The organism is Streptomyces lancefieldiae (genome assembly GCF_031845825.1).
Lineage (GTDB): Bacteria > Actinomycetota > Actinomycetes > Streptomycetales > Streptomycetaceae > Streptomyces > Streptomyces lancefieldiae.
This window is the reverse complement of the sequence record NZ_JAVRFH010000012.1, coordinates 139403-154174: the sequence shown is the minus strand read 5'-3', so window position 1 is coordinate 154174 and position 14772 is coordinate 139403. Positions and strand designations below refer to the sequence as shown.

Genomic DNA, 14772 nt, shown 5'->3' with positions numbered 1-14772 from the left:
CGCCACCCCCGGCATCCCCGCCCCGGGCGCTTCCGGCCCGAGAAACGTTCCGTCACTTTGTCGACACGGCCACATTCGGCCATGTATCGACAAAGTGCGAAACCGTTCGATCTTCGAATGATCGACCGCGTGTCCGAATTGCTCGGATTGTTACTCACCAGATCGTGATCATTCCCTAAAGGCGGACGGGTTCGGTGCCGAAGACGACTGTGACCTTGAAAGCACGGTTCGTCCCGGCTTCACCCCCAAGAGCCGGCCCCGTCCCGCACCCCAGGAGGCCTGGTGTCCGTTCTCCTCGAGCAGCCTGCAAGCCTGGTCGCCTACCGCCCGAACAAGCCGACCGCCATGGTGGTCGTGGCCGACCCGCGCGTCCGTTCCACCGTCACCCGCCATCTGTGGGCCCTCGGTGTGCGCGATGTCATCGAGGCCTCGTCCGTCGCGGAGGCTCGTCCCCGCATCGGCAACCCCCGCGACATCTGCGTCGCGGACGTCCATCTCCCCGACGGCTCCGGCCTGACCCTGTTGTCGGAGACCCGCGCCGCGGGCTGGCCCAACGGGCTCGCCCTGTCCGCCGCCGACGACATCGGGGCCGTACGCAACGCCCTCGCCGGCGGCGTCAAGGGCTACGTCGTCACCGGCACCCGTACCAACGTCGGGCTCCCCGTCCGGCCGGGCGCCGCCCCCATCGGCGCCGCCGCCGCCCGCCTGCACCGCCGCCCCCCGGGTGCCCCGAGCCACCCGGGCGGCTACCGCGAGCTCTCCGGCCGCGAGGTGGAGGTGCTGCGACTGGTCGCGGAGGGCCAGTCGAACAAGGCGATCGGCGTCTCGATGGGCCTGTCCGCCCTGACCGTCAAGAGCCACCTGGCGCGCATCGCCCGCAAGCTGGGCACCGGCGACCGCGCCGGAATGGTCGCCGTGGCCCTGCGCACCGGCATCATCCACTGACCGCCCCCGATCCCCCGCCTCCTTCCGACCGCTCCCCCACCCTCCCCGTGACGTCGATCTTTCACTGACCTGACTGGTTTACGACCCCCCGACGCCCACGAAACCGCAGCAGACCCATCACTGCGAACCACCGGAGGCGCCCCTCCGGACGACGCCGGATCTTCTGTGACTCAGGCGCCGACCCCCTTGCTCGAGCCACGCGAGGGCATTCCGCCGGTGATCGCCGACGCGGCCGCCCTCGCCGAGGTGACCGCCGCCTTCGCCGCCGGGCGCGGCCCCGTGGCCGTCGACGCCGAGCGCGCCTCCGGCTACCGCTACGGCCAGCGCGCGTACCTCGTGCAACTGCGCCGCGAGGGCGCGGGGACCGCGCTGATCGACCCGGTGGCCTGTCCGGACCTGTCCGGGCTGGGCGCGGCGATCGCCGACGTGGAGTGGGTACTGCACGCGGCGACCCAGGACCTGCCGTGCCTGCGCGACATAGGGATGGTGCCCACCCGCATCTTCGACACCGAGCTGGCCGGCCGGCTCGCCGGGTTCCCGCGTGTCGGCCTCGGCGCGATGGTGGAGAACGTCCTGGGCTTCGTCCTGGAGAAGGGCCACTCGGCCGTCGACTGGTCGACACGCCCGCTGCCCGAGCCCTGGCTGCGCTACGCCGCACTCGACGTCGAGCTCCTCGTCGACCTGCGCGACGCGCTGGAGAAGGAGCTGGACCGTCAGGGCAAGCTGGACTGGGCGCGGCAGGAGTTCGACGCGATCGCGTCGGCCCCGCCGGCCGAGCCCCGCAAGGACCCGTGGCGCCGCACGTCCGGCATGCACAAGGTGCGCCGGCGCCGTCAGCTCGCCGTCGTGCGGGAACTGTGGCAGGCCCGGGACCGCATCGCGCAGCGCCGGGACGTCTCACCGGGCAAGGTGCTCGGGGACGCGGCCATCGTCGAGGCGGCGCTCGCACTGCCGGCCAACGCGCACGCGCTGGCCGCGCTGAACGGGTTCGGGCGGGTCAACCGCCGGCAGCTGGAGCAGTGGCAGGTGGCGGTCGACCGGGCCAGGGGCCTGTCCGAGTCGCAGCTGCCGCAGCCCGGCCAGCCGGTCACCGGGCCCCCGCCGCCACGTGCGTGGGCCGACAAGGACCCGGCCGCGGCGGCCCGGCTGTCGGCGGCGCGGGCCGGGGTGACGGCGCTGGCCGAGCGGTTGAACATGCCGCAGGAGAACCTGATCACGCCGGACACGGTGCGCAGGGTCTGCTGGGAGCCGCCGGCGACGGTCGACGCCCGGTCCGTGAGCGCGGCCCTCGCCGGGCACGGGGCCCGGCCGTGGCAGGTGGAACAGGTGACACCGGTACTTGTCGCCGCGCTGGCCCCGGCGGAAGACGCACGCTGAGCACCTACGGGGCGCGACCCCGAGCCGCCCGGGATCCCGCCCTGGGCAGCTGCGGGACCCGCGGCGGTGGCAGAGGCAACAGGCGACACCCGCACTTGCCACCGCGCCGACCCCGGCGAAAAACACACGCCGAGCACCTACGGGACGCGACCCCGAGCCGCCCCGGGGTGCGCCTCTGAGCCGCCTGCCAGGCGCACCCCTGAGCGCCCTGCGGGATGCGCCCCTGAGCCGCTGCGAGGCGGGACCCTGCCGGCTGCGTGGTGCGGCCCTGCGCGGCTGCGGGGTACGGGCACTGAACCGCTGCTGGGCGCGACCCCGACGGCCGCAGGGTGCGGTCAGGGCGGCGGCCGCCGGTTCGTCGTGGCCGGGCGGGTGGTTCCCCGCCTCCCTCGGGCGCGGGCGTGGCCCCCGGCGGTGTGACGTTCACCGCTTGGGGCGGGGGGACTGGGCAGCTACGTTACCCATAAGTAGCATGGGCCTGAGCGCGCGCTCAGTGCATGCGTGCCGCAGCAGTGCCATCCCGCACCCTGGAGGAGAGCCATCGTGCCTCGTACCGTCAGGGACGTCGTCTTCGTAGACGGCGTCCGCACCCCGTTCGGCAAGGCGGGCCCGAAGGGCATCTACCACGAGACCCGCGCCGACGACCTCGTCGTGAAGGCGATCCGGGAGCTGCTGCGCCGCAACCCCGGTCTCGACCCCAAGAAGATCGACGAGGTCGCCGTCGCCGCGACCACGCAGATCGGTGACCAGGGCCTGACCATCGGCCGCACGGCCGGCATCCTCGCGGGCCTGCCCACCTCGGTCCCGGGCTACTCCATCGACCGCATGTGCGCGGGCGCCCTGACCGCCGTCACCACGGTGGCCGGCTCCGTCGCCTTCGGCGCGTACGACGTCGCCGTCGCGGGCGGTGTCGAGCACATGGGCCGTCACCCGATGGGCGAGGGCGTGGACCCGAACCCGCGGTTCGTCAGCGAGAAGCTGGTCGACGAGTCCGCCCTGTTCATGGGCATGACCGCCGAGAACCTGCACGACCGCTACCCGAGCATCACCAAGCGGCGCGCCGACGAGTACGCCGTGCGCTCGCAGGAGAAGGCCGCCAAGGCGTACGCCGACGGCAAGATCCAGGCGGACCTGGTGCCGATCTCGGTGCGCCGCACCAACGAAGAGGCCGGTGAGACCGGCTGGGGCCTGGTCACCGCCGACGAGCCGATGCGCCCGGGCACCACGCTGGAGAACCTGGCGGGCCTGAAGACGCCGTTCCGCGTGCACGGCCGGGTCACCGCGGGCAACGCGGCCGGCCTGAACGACGGCGCCACCGCCTCGATCATCGCCTCCGAGGACTTCGCCCGGGAGAACAACCTCCCGGTGAAGATGCGCCTCGTCTCCTACTCCTTCGCGGGCGTCGAGCCGGAGGTCATGGGCTACGGCCCGATCCCGGCCACGGAGAAGGCCCTCGCACAGGCGGGCCTGTCGATCTCCGACATCGGCCTGTTCGAGATCAACGAGGCCTTCGCCGTCCAGGTCCTCGCCTTCCTGGAGCACTACGGCATCGCCGACGACGACGCGCGCGTCAACCAGTACGGTGGCGCCATCGCCTTCGGCCACCCGCTCGCCTCCTCCGGCGTCCGCCTGATGACGCAGCTGGCCCGCCAGTTCGAGGAGCAGCCGCACGTCCGCTACGGCCTGACCACCATGTGCGTCGGCTTCGGCATGGGCGCGACGGTCATCTGGGAGAACCCGCACTTCGAGGGGGACAAGTGAGCACCACCGCAGAGCTGCTGAAGGGTGCGGCCGAGCTGTTCCCGGGCGAGGTCGTCACCCAGGCGCACGTACGCCACTTCGACCTTCCCCTGGGGGCGGGCCGTTTCGCCCTGATCACCCTGGACAACGGCCACGACCACACCAAGCCGACCACCCTCGGCCCGCAGTCTCTGGCGAACATCGACGCCGCCATCGACCAGGTCGAGCAGGAGGCCGCGGCCGGTTCCGTCGTCGGTGTCGGCGTCACCGGCAAGCCGTTCATCTTCGCCGTCGGCGCCGACCTCAAGGGCGTCGAGCTGCTGAAGCGGCACGAGGACGCGCTGGCCATCGGCAAGGGCGGCCACGACGTCTTCAAGCGGCTGTCGAAGCTGGCCGTGCCGACCTTCGCGTACTACAACGGCGCGGCCATGGGCGGCGGCGTGGAGATCGGCCTGCACTGCTCGTACCGCACCGTCTCCGCGGCCCTCCCGGCCTTCTCCCTCCCCGAGGTCTTCCTCGGCCTCGTCCCCGGCTGGGGCGGCTGCACGCTGCTGCCGAACCTGATCGGCGCCGACAAGGCCGTCTCGGTGATCATCGAGAACAGCCTCAACCAGAACAGGCAGCTCAAGGGTGCGCAGGTCCACGAACTGGGCATCGCGGACGCGATCTTCGAGGGCGCGGACTTCCTGGAGCAGTCGCTGATCTGGACCGCGTCCGTCCTCAAGGGCGAGATCCAGGTCGAGCGTCCGGTCATCGACCGCGGCGAGGCCTGGGACCAGGCCGTCGCCAAGGGCCGCTTCATCGCCGACGGCAAGGTGCACGGCGCCGCCCCGGCCGCCTACCGCGCCCTGGACATCATCGCCGCCGCCAAGAACGGCGACCTCCAGCAGGGCTACGACGCCGAGGACCAGGCCCTCGCCGACCTGATCATGGGCGGCGAACTGCGCTCCGGCATCTACGCGTTCAACCTGGTGCAGAAGCGCGGCAAGCGCCCCGCGGGCGCCCCGGACAAGTCGCTGGCCCGCCCGGTCACCAAGGTGGGCGTGGTCGGCGCCGGCCTGATGGCGTCGCAGCTCGCGCTGCTCTTCCTGCGCCGCCTGGAGGTCCCGGTCGTCCTCACGGACATCGACCAGGAGCGCGTCGACAAGGGTGTGGGCTACGTCCACGCCGAGATCGACAAGCTGCTCGGCAAGGGCCGTGTCAACCAGGACAAGGCGAACCGCCTGAAGGCCCTGGTGACCGGTGTCCTGGACAAAGCCGAGGGCTTCGCGGACGCGGACTTCGTCATCGAAGCGGTCTTCGAGGAGATGAGCGTCAAGCAGAAGGTGTTCGCGGAGGTCGAGGCGGTCGCCCCGGCGCACGCGATCCTCGCGACGAACACCTCCTCCCTCTCCGTGACGGAGATGGCGTCGAAGCTGAAGCACCCCGAGCGGGTCGTCGGCTTCCACTTCTTCAACCCCGTCGCGATCCTCCCGCTGCTGGAGATCGTCCGCGGCGAGCAGACGGACGACGCCGCGCTGGCCACGGCCTTCGGCGTCGCCAAGAAGCTGAAGAAGACCGCGGTCCTCGTGAAGGACGCCCCGGCGTTCGTCGTGAACCGCATCCTGACCCGCTTCATGGGCGAGATCCAGAACGTCATCGACGAGGGCACCCCGGTCGCCGTCGCGGAGAAGGCGGTCGAGCCGCTCGGCCTGCCGATGTCCCCGCTGGTCCTGCTGGAGCTGGTCGGCCCGGCGATCGGCCTGCACGTCTCCGAGACGCTCAACCGGGCCTTCCCGGAGCGCTTCACCGTCTCCCCGAACCTCAAGGCGGTCGTCGAGGCGGGCAAGCGCGGCTTCTACGTCTACGACAGCGGGAAGCCGGAGTTGGACCCCGAGGTCGCCGCGCTGCTCAAGCAGGGCGACACCGTCCTCACCGAGGAACAGGTCCGCGCCCGCGTCCTGGACGCGGTGGCCCAGGAGATCGGGCTCATGCTCGACGAGGGTGTCGTCGCCGAGGCCCAGGACATCGACCTCTGCCTGATCACCGGCGCCGGCTGGCCCTTCCACCTGGGCGGCATCACGCCGTACCTGGACCGCGAGGGCGTCGCCGAGCGGGTGAACGGGAAGCGGTTCCTGGAGGCCGGAGTGGCAAGCGTCCCGGCGTAGCCGCACATCCCTGACGAAGGGGGTGGGCCGCACGGTGACGATCCGTGCGGCCCACCCCCTTTTTTCGGCCACGCAGGTGGTGACGCACACGCTGCCGCCGCCGACTCCGCGACGGTGCGGGACCTCGGGCGCACCGGCCTCCAGCAGGAGTGGGTGATCGCCCTGCTGGGTGAGATCAGGAATCAGGACCTGCCGGGCGGTCCGGCCGGGACGCACGGGATCGCCGAGACGCCGACCGCGGCCCTCACGAAGTCCCCCGCGGGCGGCGGCGGCACTTCCTCACGTGTCCGGGAGGAGCTCCTCAGACCTGCTGCCAGGGACCGAGGGCGAGCCCCGGCTCGTCCTTGAGGCGACTCAGCAGCAGCCGGCCCGCCGACGGGGAGAGCGTCGCCGCGACCACCCGGTCCTCGGCGTCCAGAGCGAGGGAGACCTCGGCGTCCACGGACAGCTGCGGCCCGGACTCGGTCCACCAGGCGCCCGCGCCCTCCTGCTCGCTGGGGTAGGCGGCGAGGGCCACGCGGCCGGCGGACGAACGCTGGGCGAGCAACGTGCAGTCGTGCGCGTCGATACGGCAGCGGACGGCCGAGACCGGGCCCGGCCCCGCCGCGGGGAGCAGCGCCACCGGTTCACTGCCGGGACGCCAGACACACAGGTCGCCGGCGGGGTCGGTGAAGAACAGGCTGGTGTTTTCATCGGAGGTGGCCAGGGCGCGCAAGGTGCCCGGACGGGCCTCGGCCTGCACCGACTCCATCTCCCCGAACACCACGCCGGACGCCGTCTGGTGCCAGTGCATGAGCACGCCGGGCCCCGCCGCGTACGCGTGCATGCCCCCCTTCGCGCCGGTCAGCGCGACGGGCCCGCCCTGAAGGTCCGAGCCCTTGAGGTCGTGCCACGGACCCCAGCCGCCCTTCTGGCTCTGGGCGCGCATGCTGAGTCCGCCGTCTTCCCCTCGCACGAAGACGTGCGCCCGGCCATGACCGTCGACGGCGACGGCCGGTGTGCTGGTGCGGTCGCCCTCGCCGGCCGGATGGCCGACGTCGACCCAGTCCAGCGCGGCCAGCAGGGGCCGGAAATGGACGGAGTGCACGAGGCTCGACCGGCCAGGACCCATGGGCCGCCAGGAGACCAGGTGCGCATAGCTGTCGGCGCCCTGCCCCACCGCAAGAACCGGATGCACCACTTGGTCTCCGCCCACGGTGCGCGGGGCGCCCCAGGAGCCTCCCGGTACGAGCTCGGCGCGGCACAGGACCGCGTCGGAGGACACGTGGTAGATGCTGAGACGGCCGTCACGACCGCGTATGAGCCACTCGCCGATCACGGGGCCACTCTATGCCGCCGCCCTGCCGCCCACTGCGCGCGGGGGGGCCGTGCGACCCTGACCCCATGAACGACAGCGCCCCGCTCCTGGTGATCGTCGACGCCGCGAACGTCGTCGGGTCGGTGCCCGACGGATGGTGGCGGGACCGGCGCGGGGCCGCGGAGCGGTTGCGGGACCGGCTGGCGGCGGACGGGGTGCCGGGCCGCCCCGGTCCGGTGGAGGTCGTCCTCGTCGTCGAGGGCGCGGCCCGCGGCGTGGACTCCGTTCCCGGCGTGCGGGTGGAGTCGGCGCCCGGCAGTGGGGACGATCACATGGTCGGGCTGGTCGCCCGGGCCGCCGCCGGTGACCGCCGGGTCCTGGTCGTGACGGCCGATCGCGAGCTGCGCCGCCGGGTGACGGAGCTGGGCGCGCGGGTGGCGGGGCCGCGGACCGTCCGGCCCGCGTGACGGCGCCCCACGGGCGTACGCGCTCGGGCCCCGCGAGGCCCGAGCGCAGGCGGCACGAGGGGGCAGGGGGCAAGATGTCCAACTGGCCGCTCGAGCGCACCGAGCACCGCACCTGGACACCACCCGCGCCGCGCACCTCGGCATCACTCGGCAGGACAGGACTCACCTCACCGGCATGGGGCCTAGACCCAGTCGTCCCCGCCCGTGACCTGGAAGTACGTCCCGGTGTTCCTGCGGACCTCCACCCTGCCGTCCGGGGTCCGCACCCACAGATCGGCCTTGGCGTCGCCGTCCACGTCGGCGAAGTAGAGGCCGCCCTTCGGGTGGCCGAGGAAGTTGCTCCAGCCGGCGCTCCAGTGGGTGCCGCCGTCGAAGTACGTGCCCTTGTTGGTCCGCACCGCGATGTCGCCGTCGGTCTCGTGGACGATCAGGTCGGCCTTGGCGTCACCGTTGATGTCGGCGAAGTAGAGCCGGCCCTTTCCTTCCTGGCCGAGGAAGTTGCTCCAGCCGGCGCTCCAGTGCACGGGCGGGTTGAAGCGATACACCGGGTCGCCCGGCTTCGCGGCGAAACTCGCCCTCGCCGTGCGTACCGTGATCTCTCCGTCCCTGCTCAGGACGATGAGGTCGCTCAGCCCGTCCCCGCTGACGTCGGCCGCGTACACGACCTCGCGCAGTTGCTCCCGCGTCTCCTTCGCCCAGGTCTGGACCGCGGCGTCGTCGACACGCGGGGACACGGCGTCGTTACGGGTCTCGGCCGGGTCGGAGCCCCAGCAGCCGCCCTGCCAGGACTGGCTGGCGAGCGCGACCAGCTCGAACTTCCCGTCCTTCTGCCGCAGGAGAGGCCCGCCGGCGTCGCCGGCGCAGATGGCGTCGTCGTCGGTCTTGCCGTCGAGCGTCATCGTGGTGTCGGAGACGGCCTTGACCGTGAAGGCCGCCGTGTGCGGGGCGTTGGGCGCCCACTCGTCCTTGGTCCTGCCGAACCCGGCGACCGTCAGCTCCTCGCCCGCGGTGGGCGCGGTGGTGGCGAACGGGACGGGGGTGCCGTCGGCCGGGCGGTCGAGGCGGGCCAGGACCATGTCGCGGTCGGTGCGGGGGACTATTTCGACGATGTCGAAGGCGTTGTCGGTGTCCGGGGCGGAGCCGAGGACGGCCGTCGTCTTCCACTTCGGCTTGCCCGCCTCGACCGGCCCGCCGGCGAGGTCGTCGGCGAAGCAACTGGCCGCGGTGGCCACCCACCGGGGGTCGATGAGGACGCCGGAGCAGCCCCGCTGGTTGTCACCGATGTGCAGGCGTGCGGTGAAGCCGTGGGTGGTGTCGGTGACGGCCGGGCCGGTGGCGGCCTGGGCGGTGCCGGCGGTGAGGCAACTGGCGGCCACGGCGGTGGCCATCAGGCCCGCGGTGATCGCGGCGCGGGAACGGAGTCGTGACACGGGTCGGTACTCGATCCTCTCGGGAGACGATGGGTGGGAGTCGGGTCAGCCTGTGACCCGGAGTTCCAGCAGGACGGTGGAGGCACCGCCGGTGCCTTCCCCGACTCCCTGGAAGTCGTTCTTGGCCAGATCGATCTCCTGAGTCCTGCCGTCCGCGCTCAGTTCGGCGTGCACGGCCGTGTCCGTGGTCTGCAGGGCGTAGACCTCGGGCACTTCGAGACTGAGGAAGCCGGTGGTGGAGGTGGTCTGGAAGCAGTAGGTGCCCGCAGCGCTCTTGCGGGTCCAGACCTGGATCTGCTCCGGCGAACCGTCGCACTCCGCGAAGAAGATGTGCCCGTCTCCCCGGTGGAGGGTGATGCCCTTCTCCTCGAGGATGCGATCGGCGTTGGGGTGCTGGAAGTCCTCAACCGCGTACCTCGGAACGTCGGCTGCCACGCCGGCGACGTCGGTCGTCGTGGGCGAGGCGTCGGACGCCGTGACGGCGTAGGCGAGCGACGACGCGCCCGCGACGGTGCAGACCGCGAACAGGCCGGCGAGAAGCGGCTTACTGAATCGGGGTGTCTTCACGATTTCCCTCCGAGGCGGTGCGTTGCCTGTTACGTGACGCACCAAGGGGGCGGCACCGTCAGGACAGACGCGGTCAGCACGCAGGGCCACTGCATGCTCACGGTGGCAAAGCCCCCTCGCCCCCCTCGTGACGCCCCGTCCCTCCTGGCGCACCGAAAGCGCAAGCTATCACGCGGTCACAAGTCGTCCACAGGGCAACCACATTCGGTGCTCGGATGCGAGCGTGAGGCCGGAGTACGGTCAGGCCTTCCTGAGTTGTCGGACAGTCAGGACGCCCTCACATGAACTGGAAGTATCTGTCCCACCAGGCGAGAGGCAGGGCCGCACCCTCGTCCTGCCCGTTCTCGTCTCCTTCCGTTTCTTCGTCTTCTTCGCCTCCTTCCTCCCAGTCGTCTTCCTCCCAGTCGTCTTCCAGCCGGCTCGGTCCGTCGTACGGCTCCAGCAGCAGCTCGGCGGGCACATAGACGCAGCCGAGTTCCGTGCACAGTTCGTCGAGCCAGGTCACGAAGGCCGCGTCGAGGCCTTCCTCGCAACCGGGCACGCCCCAGCCGGTCCCTCTTCCGGTGGTGACGAGGGGGCCGAAGTTGCTCATCAGCACCCACAGGGGCCGGTCCGTCGCCGTGGCCGGCGCGGGGACCGAGACGTACCCGTACAGGCTGGCGTCCTGCACCCCGCCCGCGGTCACGGACCGGCCGAACCGTCGCTCCAGGGCGTCGGTGAGGCGCGCGAAGCGCCGGTGAGCGGCCGGGACGTCGTAGCGCGCGGGGACTCGCAGGTGTGCCGGGTCGTCCAGCTCGCGCAGGAGCTCACGGATGCGGTGCGGGGGAAGCATGGCGGTGTCCTTGTCGGTGCGGGTGAGGTCCGGCGGGCGGGAAGCCCCGCCCGCCGGACCTCGGGTGTCATCCTCGTGTGGCCGGGTGCGCTACGCCGTCGGGCAGTTCTTCGACGCCGACGGGTAGGCGGTGATGATCCGGGCCATCTTCTTCTTCGTCCGGGTCACGATGCACAGGAACTTCTCCCCCGCGTCACCGATCGCGTCGTCATACTCCACCGCGTGGACCGTGTTGCCCCGGTTGACGAATGTCTCGGCGCCGTCGCGCCGCCTCCAGGCATCGTCGATCATGGCGAGGAGGCCGTCCTGGTCCTTCACCTTGAAGACGCCGTGCAGCGGTTTGTCCGGGTTGGCGCGTGTGTGCTCCATGACGTGCTCGATGCGGTGCGTGCCGTCGAAGCCCCGCTGGTACACCAGGCCGCCCGGTGACTGGAACACCTCCCCGCTGATCTGCCGCCAGCCCACCGGGCAGGTGACCGAGTTCGCCGCCTGCGCGGAGGGCATGGCCCGCGAGAACGACCGCGCGCACAGCGAGAAGAGCGGGTTCTTGCCGAACAGCTTGCGGAAGAAGCCGTCCGCCTTCGTGCCCCACTTGCCGAACTTGATGCCCGCGGCACCCCAGCCGGCGAAGGGCACGGCGCCGGCACAGGACAGTCCCGCGTCGATCACGTTGCCCTCGCCGAAGTACCAGGCGCAGTTGGCGCCGTCGGCGGCCTCGCCGAACCCGGGGATCAGTCCCAGGACGTCGAGGGTGAAGTGGCCGCCGTCGGACAGCACCTGCCCCCAGTCGACCTCGTTCATCTCCTCGATGAGCTTGACGAACTCCTCGTCCTCCGCCCTGAGGCTGCGTTCCTCCATCTCGGCCACGATGTCCGCGAAGTGCTGCCGGATCTCCTCCTGGAGCTTGCGGAACGCCACCTCGCCGGCGGCCGTCGCCGCCTTGCTGGCCGCATCGGCGTCCTTGCCCGCCGCGATCGACGAGGCGTAGGCGGCGTCCGCCGCGGCCCAGGCGCTGCTCGCGGAGGCCTGTGCGGCGGCGGCGGACGAGGCGGCCTGGCTCGCCGACACGTCGGCGGCACGGGCGGCGTTCTTCGCGTCCGCCTCGGCGGCGCGGGCCGACCGGGCCGACGCGGCGGCCTCGGCCGCGGACTTCTCCGCGGCGTCCGCGTGCGCGTCCGCCTGCCTGGCGTACTCGTCGGCATCGGCCGCCGAGTCCTTCGCCTGCTGGGCGTACTTGGCCGCGTCCTCCGCGGCCTTGCGGGCCTCGGCCGCCACCTTGGCGGCGAGCGCGGCGTCCTGGTGCGCCGTCGCGGCCACCTTGGCCGCACCGGAGATCAGACCCTGCATCCGGGACACATGCGTGGCGGTGAGCTTGTCCTGCCGCGCCGCACGGTACTGCTCGACCTGGATGAACCGGTGCAGGACCTCCGGCGGCCCGGCCAGCGCCACGTCGGCCGCGGCCTTGACCTCGGGACCGCCGGTGCCGCGCAACTGGACCGCGCGCACGCGTTCGTCGGTGGTCCGGGCCGTGTAGTAGCCGGTCTGGGCGAACTCACGCAACGCTTCGGTCGTGCCGGCGTCCAGCGCCTTCTGGCCCTCGGCCTTCACCGAGGTCCCCGCGCCGTTCATCAGCTGGACGACGCGGATGCGGTAGTCGTGCGCGGCCGCGTCGTGCTGACCGGTCTCGACGAACGCGCTGATCTGCGCCGCGTTGCCCTGCAGCGCCTCCTTCGCGGCGGTACGGACCGCCTCGTAGTCCGATTCCCAGGCCAGGTTGACCGCGCGCGCGTACTCGTCGCGCTGTACGGCCTCGCCGAAGCCGGTCCTGATGTACTCGACGACCTGCGCGTCCGAACCCGCCAGGGCGGACTCGGCCGCGGTGACGCTCCACGGGCCGCGGGTCTTGGCGACGTGCAGCGCGATCTTGCGGGCCTTGACGGCGACTTCGGCCAGGTCCGCGCCCGGAGCGGTCACCTCCGCCGCCAGGCGCCGCGCCTCCTCGTCCGCGGCGCGGGCGGCGTCGGCCTCCTGCTCTTCACGGGCCTTGCGCTCGTTGTCCGCCACCTTCAGGGCCTTGGCCTTCTCGACCTCGGTGTATCGGCGGTCGGCGAGTTCCTCCGCCTCGACCTCTCGGGCCACGGCGTAGGTGGCGTTGGCCTGGGTCACCGCCGTGGTGGCGGCGTCCGCGGCCTTCTTGGCCTCGGTGGCGTGCTTGGCGGACTCGGTGGCGGCCTGGGCGGCGTCACCGGCGTGGTCGGCCGCCTCCTCGGCGGCCTTGCCCGCGTTCCGGGCGTGGACGGCCGCGGAATTGGCCGAGTCCCGTGCCTCGCGGGCGGCAGTGGCAGCCTTGGCCGCCAGGGAAACGGCCTTGTTCGCGGCGCGGGTGGCCTCGGCCGCCTGCCGCCGCGCGTCGGCGGCGGCTTCCCGCGCCCGCTGGGCCTGGGCGCTGGAGACGTTGGAATGACCGCTGGCCGCCTGGGCCGCAACTGCCGCGGCGTCGGCGTTGGCGCCCGCGCCTGCGGCGGCCTTGGCGGCGATGCCCGCCTCGTCGGCCGCGGTCGCCGCGTGGTCCGCCGCCTTGGCCGCGGTCTCGGCGCCCTTCGCGGCGGCGTAGGCGCCCTCGGCGGCCTTGCGGGCGGCGCTCGCCTTGGACGCGTCCGTGGCGGCGTCGGCGGCGGCGCTGCGGGCCCGGCTGGCGGCCTGGGCCGCGGCGGCTGCCGCGGAAGCGGCCTGGGCCGCGGCGTTGGACGCGATGCGCGCGGAGGTGTTGGCGGCGCGCGCCGAGGCGATCGCCTCCTGGGCGGCCTTGGCGGCACCACGAGCGGCGTCGGCGGCCCGGCCGGCGGCGTTGGACGCCTTGTTCGCGTCGTCCTTGGCGGCGGCGGTCTCCGCCGCCGCCTTCTGCGCGGCCTCCTTGGCCAGCTTCGTCGCAGCGATGGCGCGTGCGGAGGCCTCCTTCGCGGCGTCGGTCTCCAGCCGGGCCTGCCGGCCGGCCTCCTGCGCCTGGGCGACCAGGTCCTCGATGGTGGCGTGCTCCTGGTCACGGGCCCGCGCCACGTACTGGCCCACCTCCAGGAACGCCGTCACGTCCTCGGGTCCGCCGTCGAGCGCGACCCGAGCGGCCTCCTGGGTGGCCGGACCGCCGGTGGAGAGGATCTGGACCACCTGCACGCGCTCGTCGCTGCGCCGGGCGTCGTACTGTCCCTCGACGATGAAGCGCTGCACGTCCTCGGCGGTGCCGTTCATGGCGGCCTGACCGGCCGCCTTCACCTCCGGCCCGCCGGCGCTGATGATCTGGGTGGCGCGGACCCGCTGGTCCTCCTCGAGCGGCGCCTGCCAGCCCGACTCCAGGAAGGCGTCGAGGTCGGCCGGCGGCCCCGCCATGGCCTGCTCCGCCGCCTCCCGTACGGCCCTGCCGCCCACCGAGAAGACCTGCACGGTGGCGACCCGGTCGTCCGACAGCTCCGCGGCGGCCCGCTCGCTGTCGAGGAAGGTCCGCACCTGCTCGTCGGTGCCGAGCAGAGCCGCCTCCGCGGCCGCCTTCACTCCGGGCCCGCCCTCCTTCCAGGCGCGCAGGACCTCACCCCGTGGGGTGGCGGGGATGTGGTCGGTGCTCTCCGTGTCGTCGTCGGCGGAGGCGGAGGCGGAGGCGGAGGCGGAGGCGGCGGAGGCCGCGGCCACCGGTGCCGCGAGGGCAGGGGTGCCGAGGAGTCCCACGACGAGGGAGAGAAGGAGAGCCACGCAGAGCGCCCGCACGGAGTTCCGTATGCCGCTCGCTCCGCGCTCGCTCCCCGGCAGCCGGAAGAGCCCGGCCCGGGATCTGTGTCTGTGTTTCACGGTAGGCACAACCATTTCGCCAGTGGCCAACGTAATGACCAGTCTTGAGAGTTGGACCCTGAGAGGGTACGTGGCGCAACGGCGCGCTGACCGGGACGGCAATCCGGACGAGCCAGGGAAACAGGGCCCTACC

At 72.5% G+C, this 14772-nt stretch carries 10 protein-coding genes; 5 read left to right on the top strand and 5 right to left on the bottom strand.

Annotated elements, in window-relative coordinates; all coding sequences use genetic code 11:
* Window positions 1-282: 282 nt before the first annotated feature.
* From RM812_RS15015 to RM812_RS15000, 4 genes are all read left to right on the top strand, one after another.
* Window positions 283-945: a response regulator transcription factor gene (locus RM812_RS15015; protein WP_311573027.1), complete on the top strand. Its 663-nt coding sequence runs from the start codon at window positions 283-285 to the stop codon at window positions 943-945.
* 69 nt (window positions 946-1014) lie between these two features.
* Window positions 1015-2322: a ribonuclease D gene (locus RM812_RS15010; protein ID WP_311573106.1), complete on the top strand. Its 1308-nt coding sequence runs from the start codon at window positions 1015-1017 to the stop codon at window positions 2320-2322.
* Between the two features lie 543 nt (window positions 2323-2865).
* Entirely contained in the window at window positions 2866-4083 is a 1218-nt protein-coding gene (locus RM812_RS15005) for an acetyl-CoA C-acyltransferase (RefSeq protein WP_311573026.1), read from the top strand.
* On the top strand, window positions 4080-6209 hold the full coding sequence (locus RM812_RS15000) for a 3-hydroxyacyl-CoA dehydrogenase NAD-binding domain-containing protein (protein WP_311573025.1): 2130 nt from the start codon (window positions 4080-4082) through the stop codon (window positions 6207-6209). Before RM812_RS15005 ends, RM812_RS15000 begins: the two co-directional genes overlap by 4 nt.
* Before the next feature lie 301 nt (window positions 6210-6510).
* Here the strand turns inward: RM812_RS15000 and RM812_RS14995 are convergent, their stop codons facing one another.
* Complete coding sequence (locus RM812_RS14995; protein ID WP_311573024.1) at window positions 6511-7527, bottom strand: hypothetical protein; 1017 nt, start codon at window positions 7525-7527, stop codon at window positions 6511-6513.
* 65 nt (window positions 7528-7592) lie between these two features.
* On the opposite strand from RM812_RS14995, the gene RM812_RS14990 reads away from it, so the two are divergent.
* Window positions 7593-7973 carry a PIN domain-containing protein gene (locus RM812_RS14990; RefSeq protein WP_311573023.1) on the top strand — a complete coding sequence of 127 codons (381 nt, stop codon included), beginning with the start codon at window positions 7593-7595 and terminating at the stop codon, window positions 7971-7973.
* Between the two features lie 182 nt (window positions 7974-8155).
* Here the strand turns inward: RM812_RS14990 and RM812_RS14985 are convergent, their stop codons facing one another.
* The 4 genes from RM812_RS14985 to RM812_RS14970 form a co-directional block, all read right to left on the bottom strand.
* Complete coding sequence (locus tag RM812_RS14985; protein ID WP_311573022.1) at window positions 8156-9403, bottom strand: trypsin-like serine protease; 1248 nt, start codon at window positions 9401-9403, stop codon at window positions 8156-8158.
* A gap of 45 nt (window positions 9404-9448) precedes the next feature.
* Window positions 9449-9970, bottom strand: a complete 522-nt coding sequence (locus tag RM812_RS14980) for a hypothetical protein (protein WP_311573021.1) — start codon at window positions 9968-9970, stop codon at window positions 9449-9451.
* Between the two features lie 277 nt (window positions 9971-10247).
* Window positions 10248-10802 (bottom strand): hypothetical protein, encoded by a 555-nt coding sequence (locus tag RM812_RS14975; RefSeq protein WP_311573020.1) that lies wholly within the window; start codon window positions 10800-10802, stop codon window positions 10248-10250.
* Window positions 10803-10892: 90 nt separating this feature from the next.
* Entirely contained in the window at window positions 10893-14543 is a 3651-nt protein-coding gene (locus RM812_RS14970) for an ALF repeat-containing protein (RefSeq protein WP_311573019.1), read from the bottom strand.
* Between the last annotated feature and the right edge of the window lie 229 nt (window positions 14544-14772).

What these genes read in the sequence shown, in the direction of transcription:
- RM812_RS14990 (WP_311573023.1), top strand. Translation starts at nt 7,593, where the DNA reads ATGAACGACAGCGCCCCGCTCCTGGTGATCGTCGACGCCGCGAACGTC.
- RM812_RS14975 (WP_311573020.1), bottom strand. Translation starts at nt 10,802, where the DNA reads ATGCTTCCCCCGCACCGCATCCGTGAGCTCCTGCGCGAGCTGGACGAC.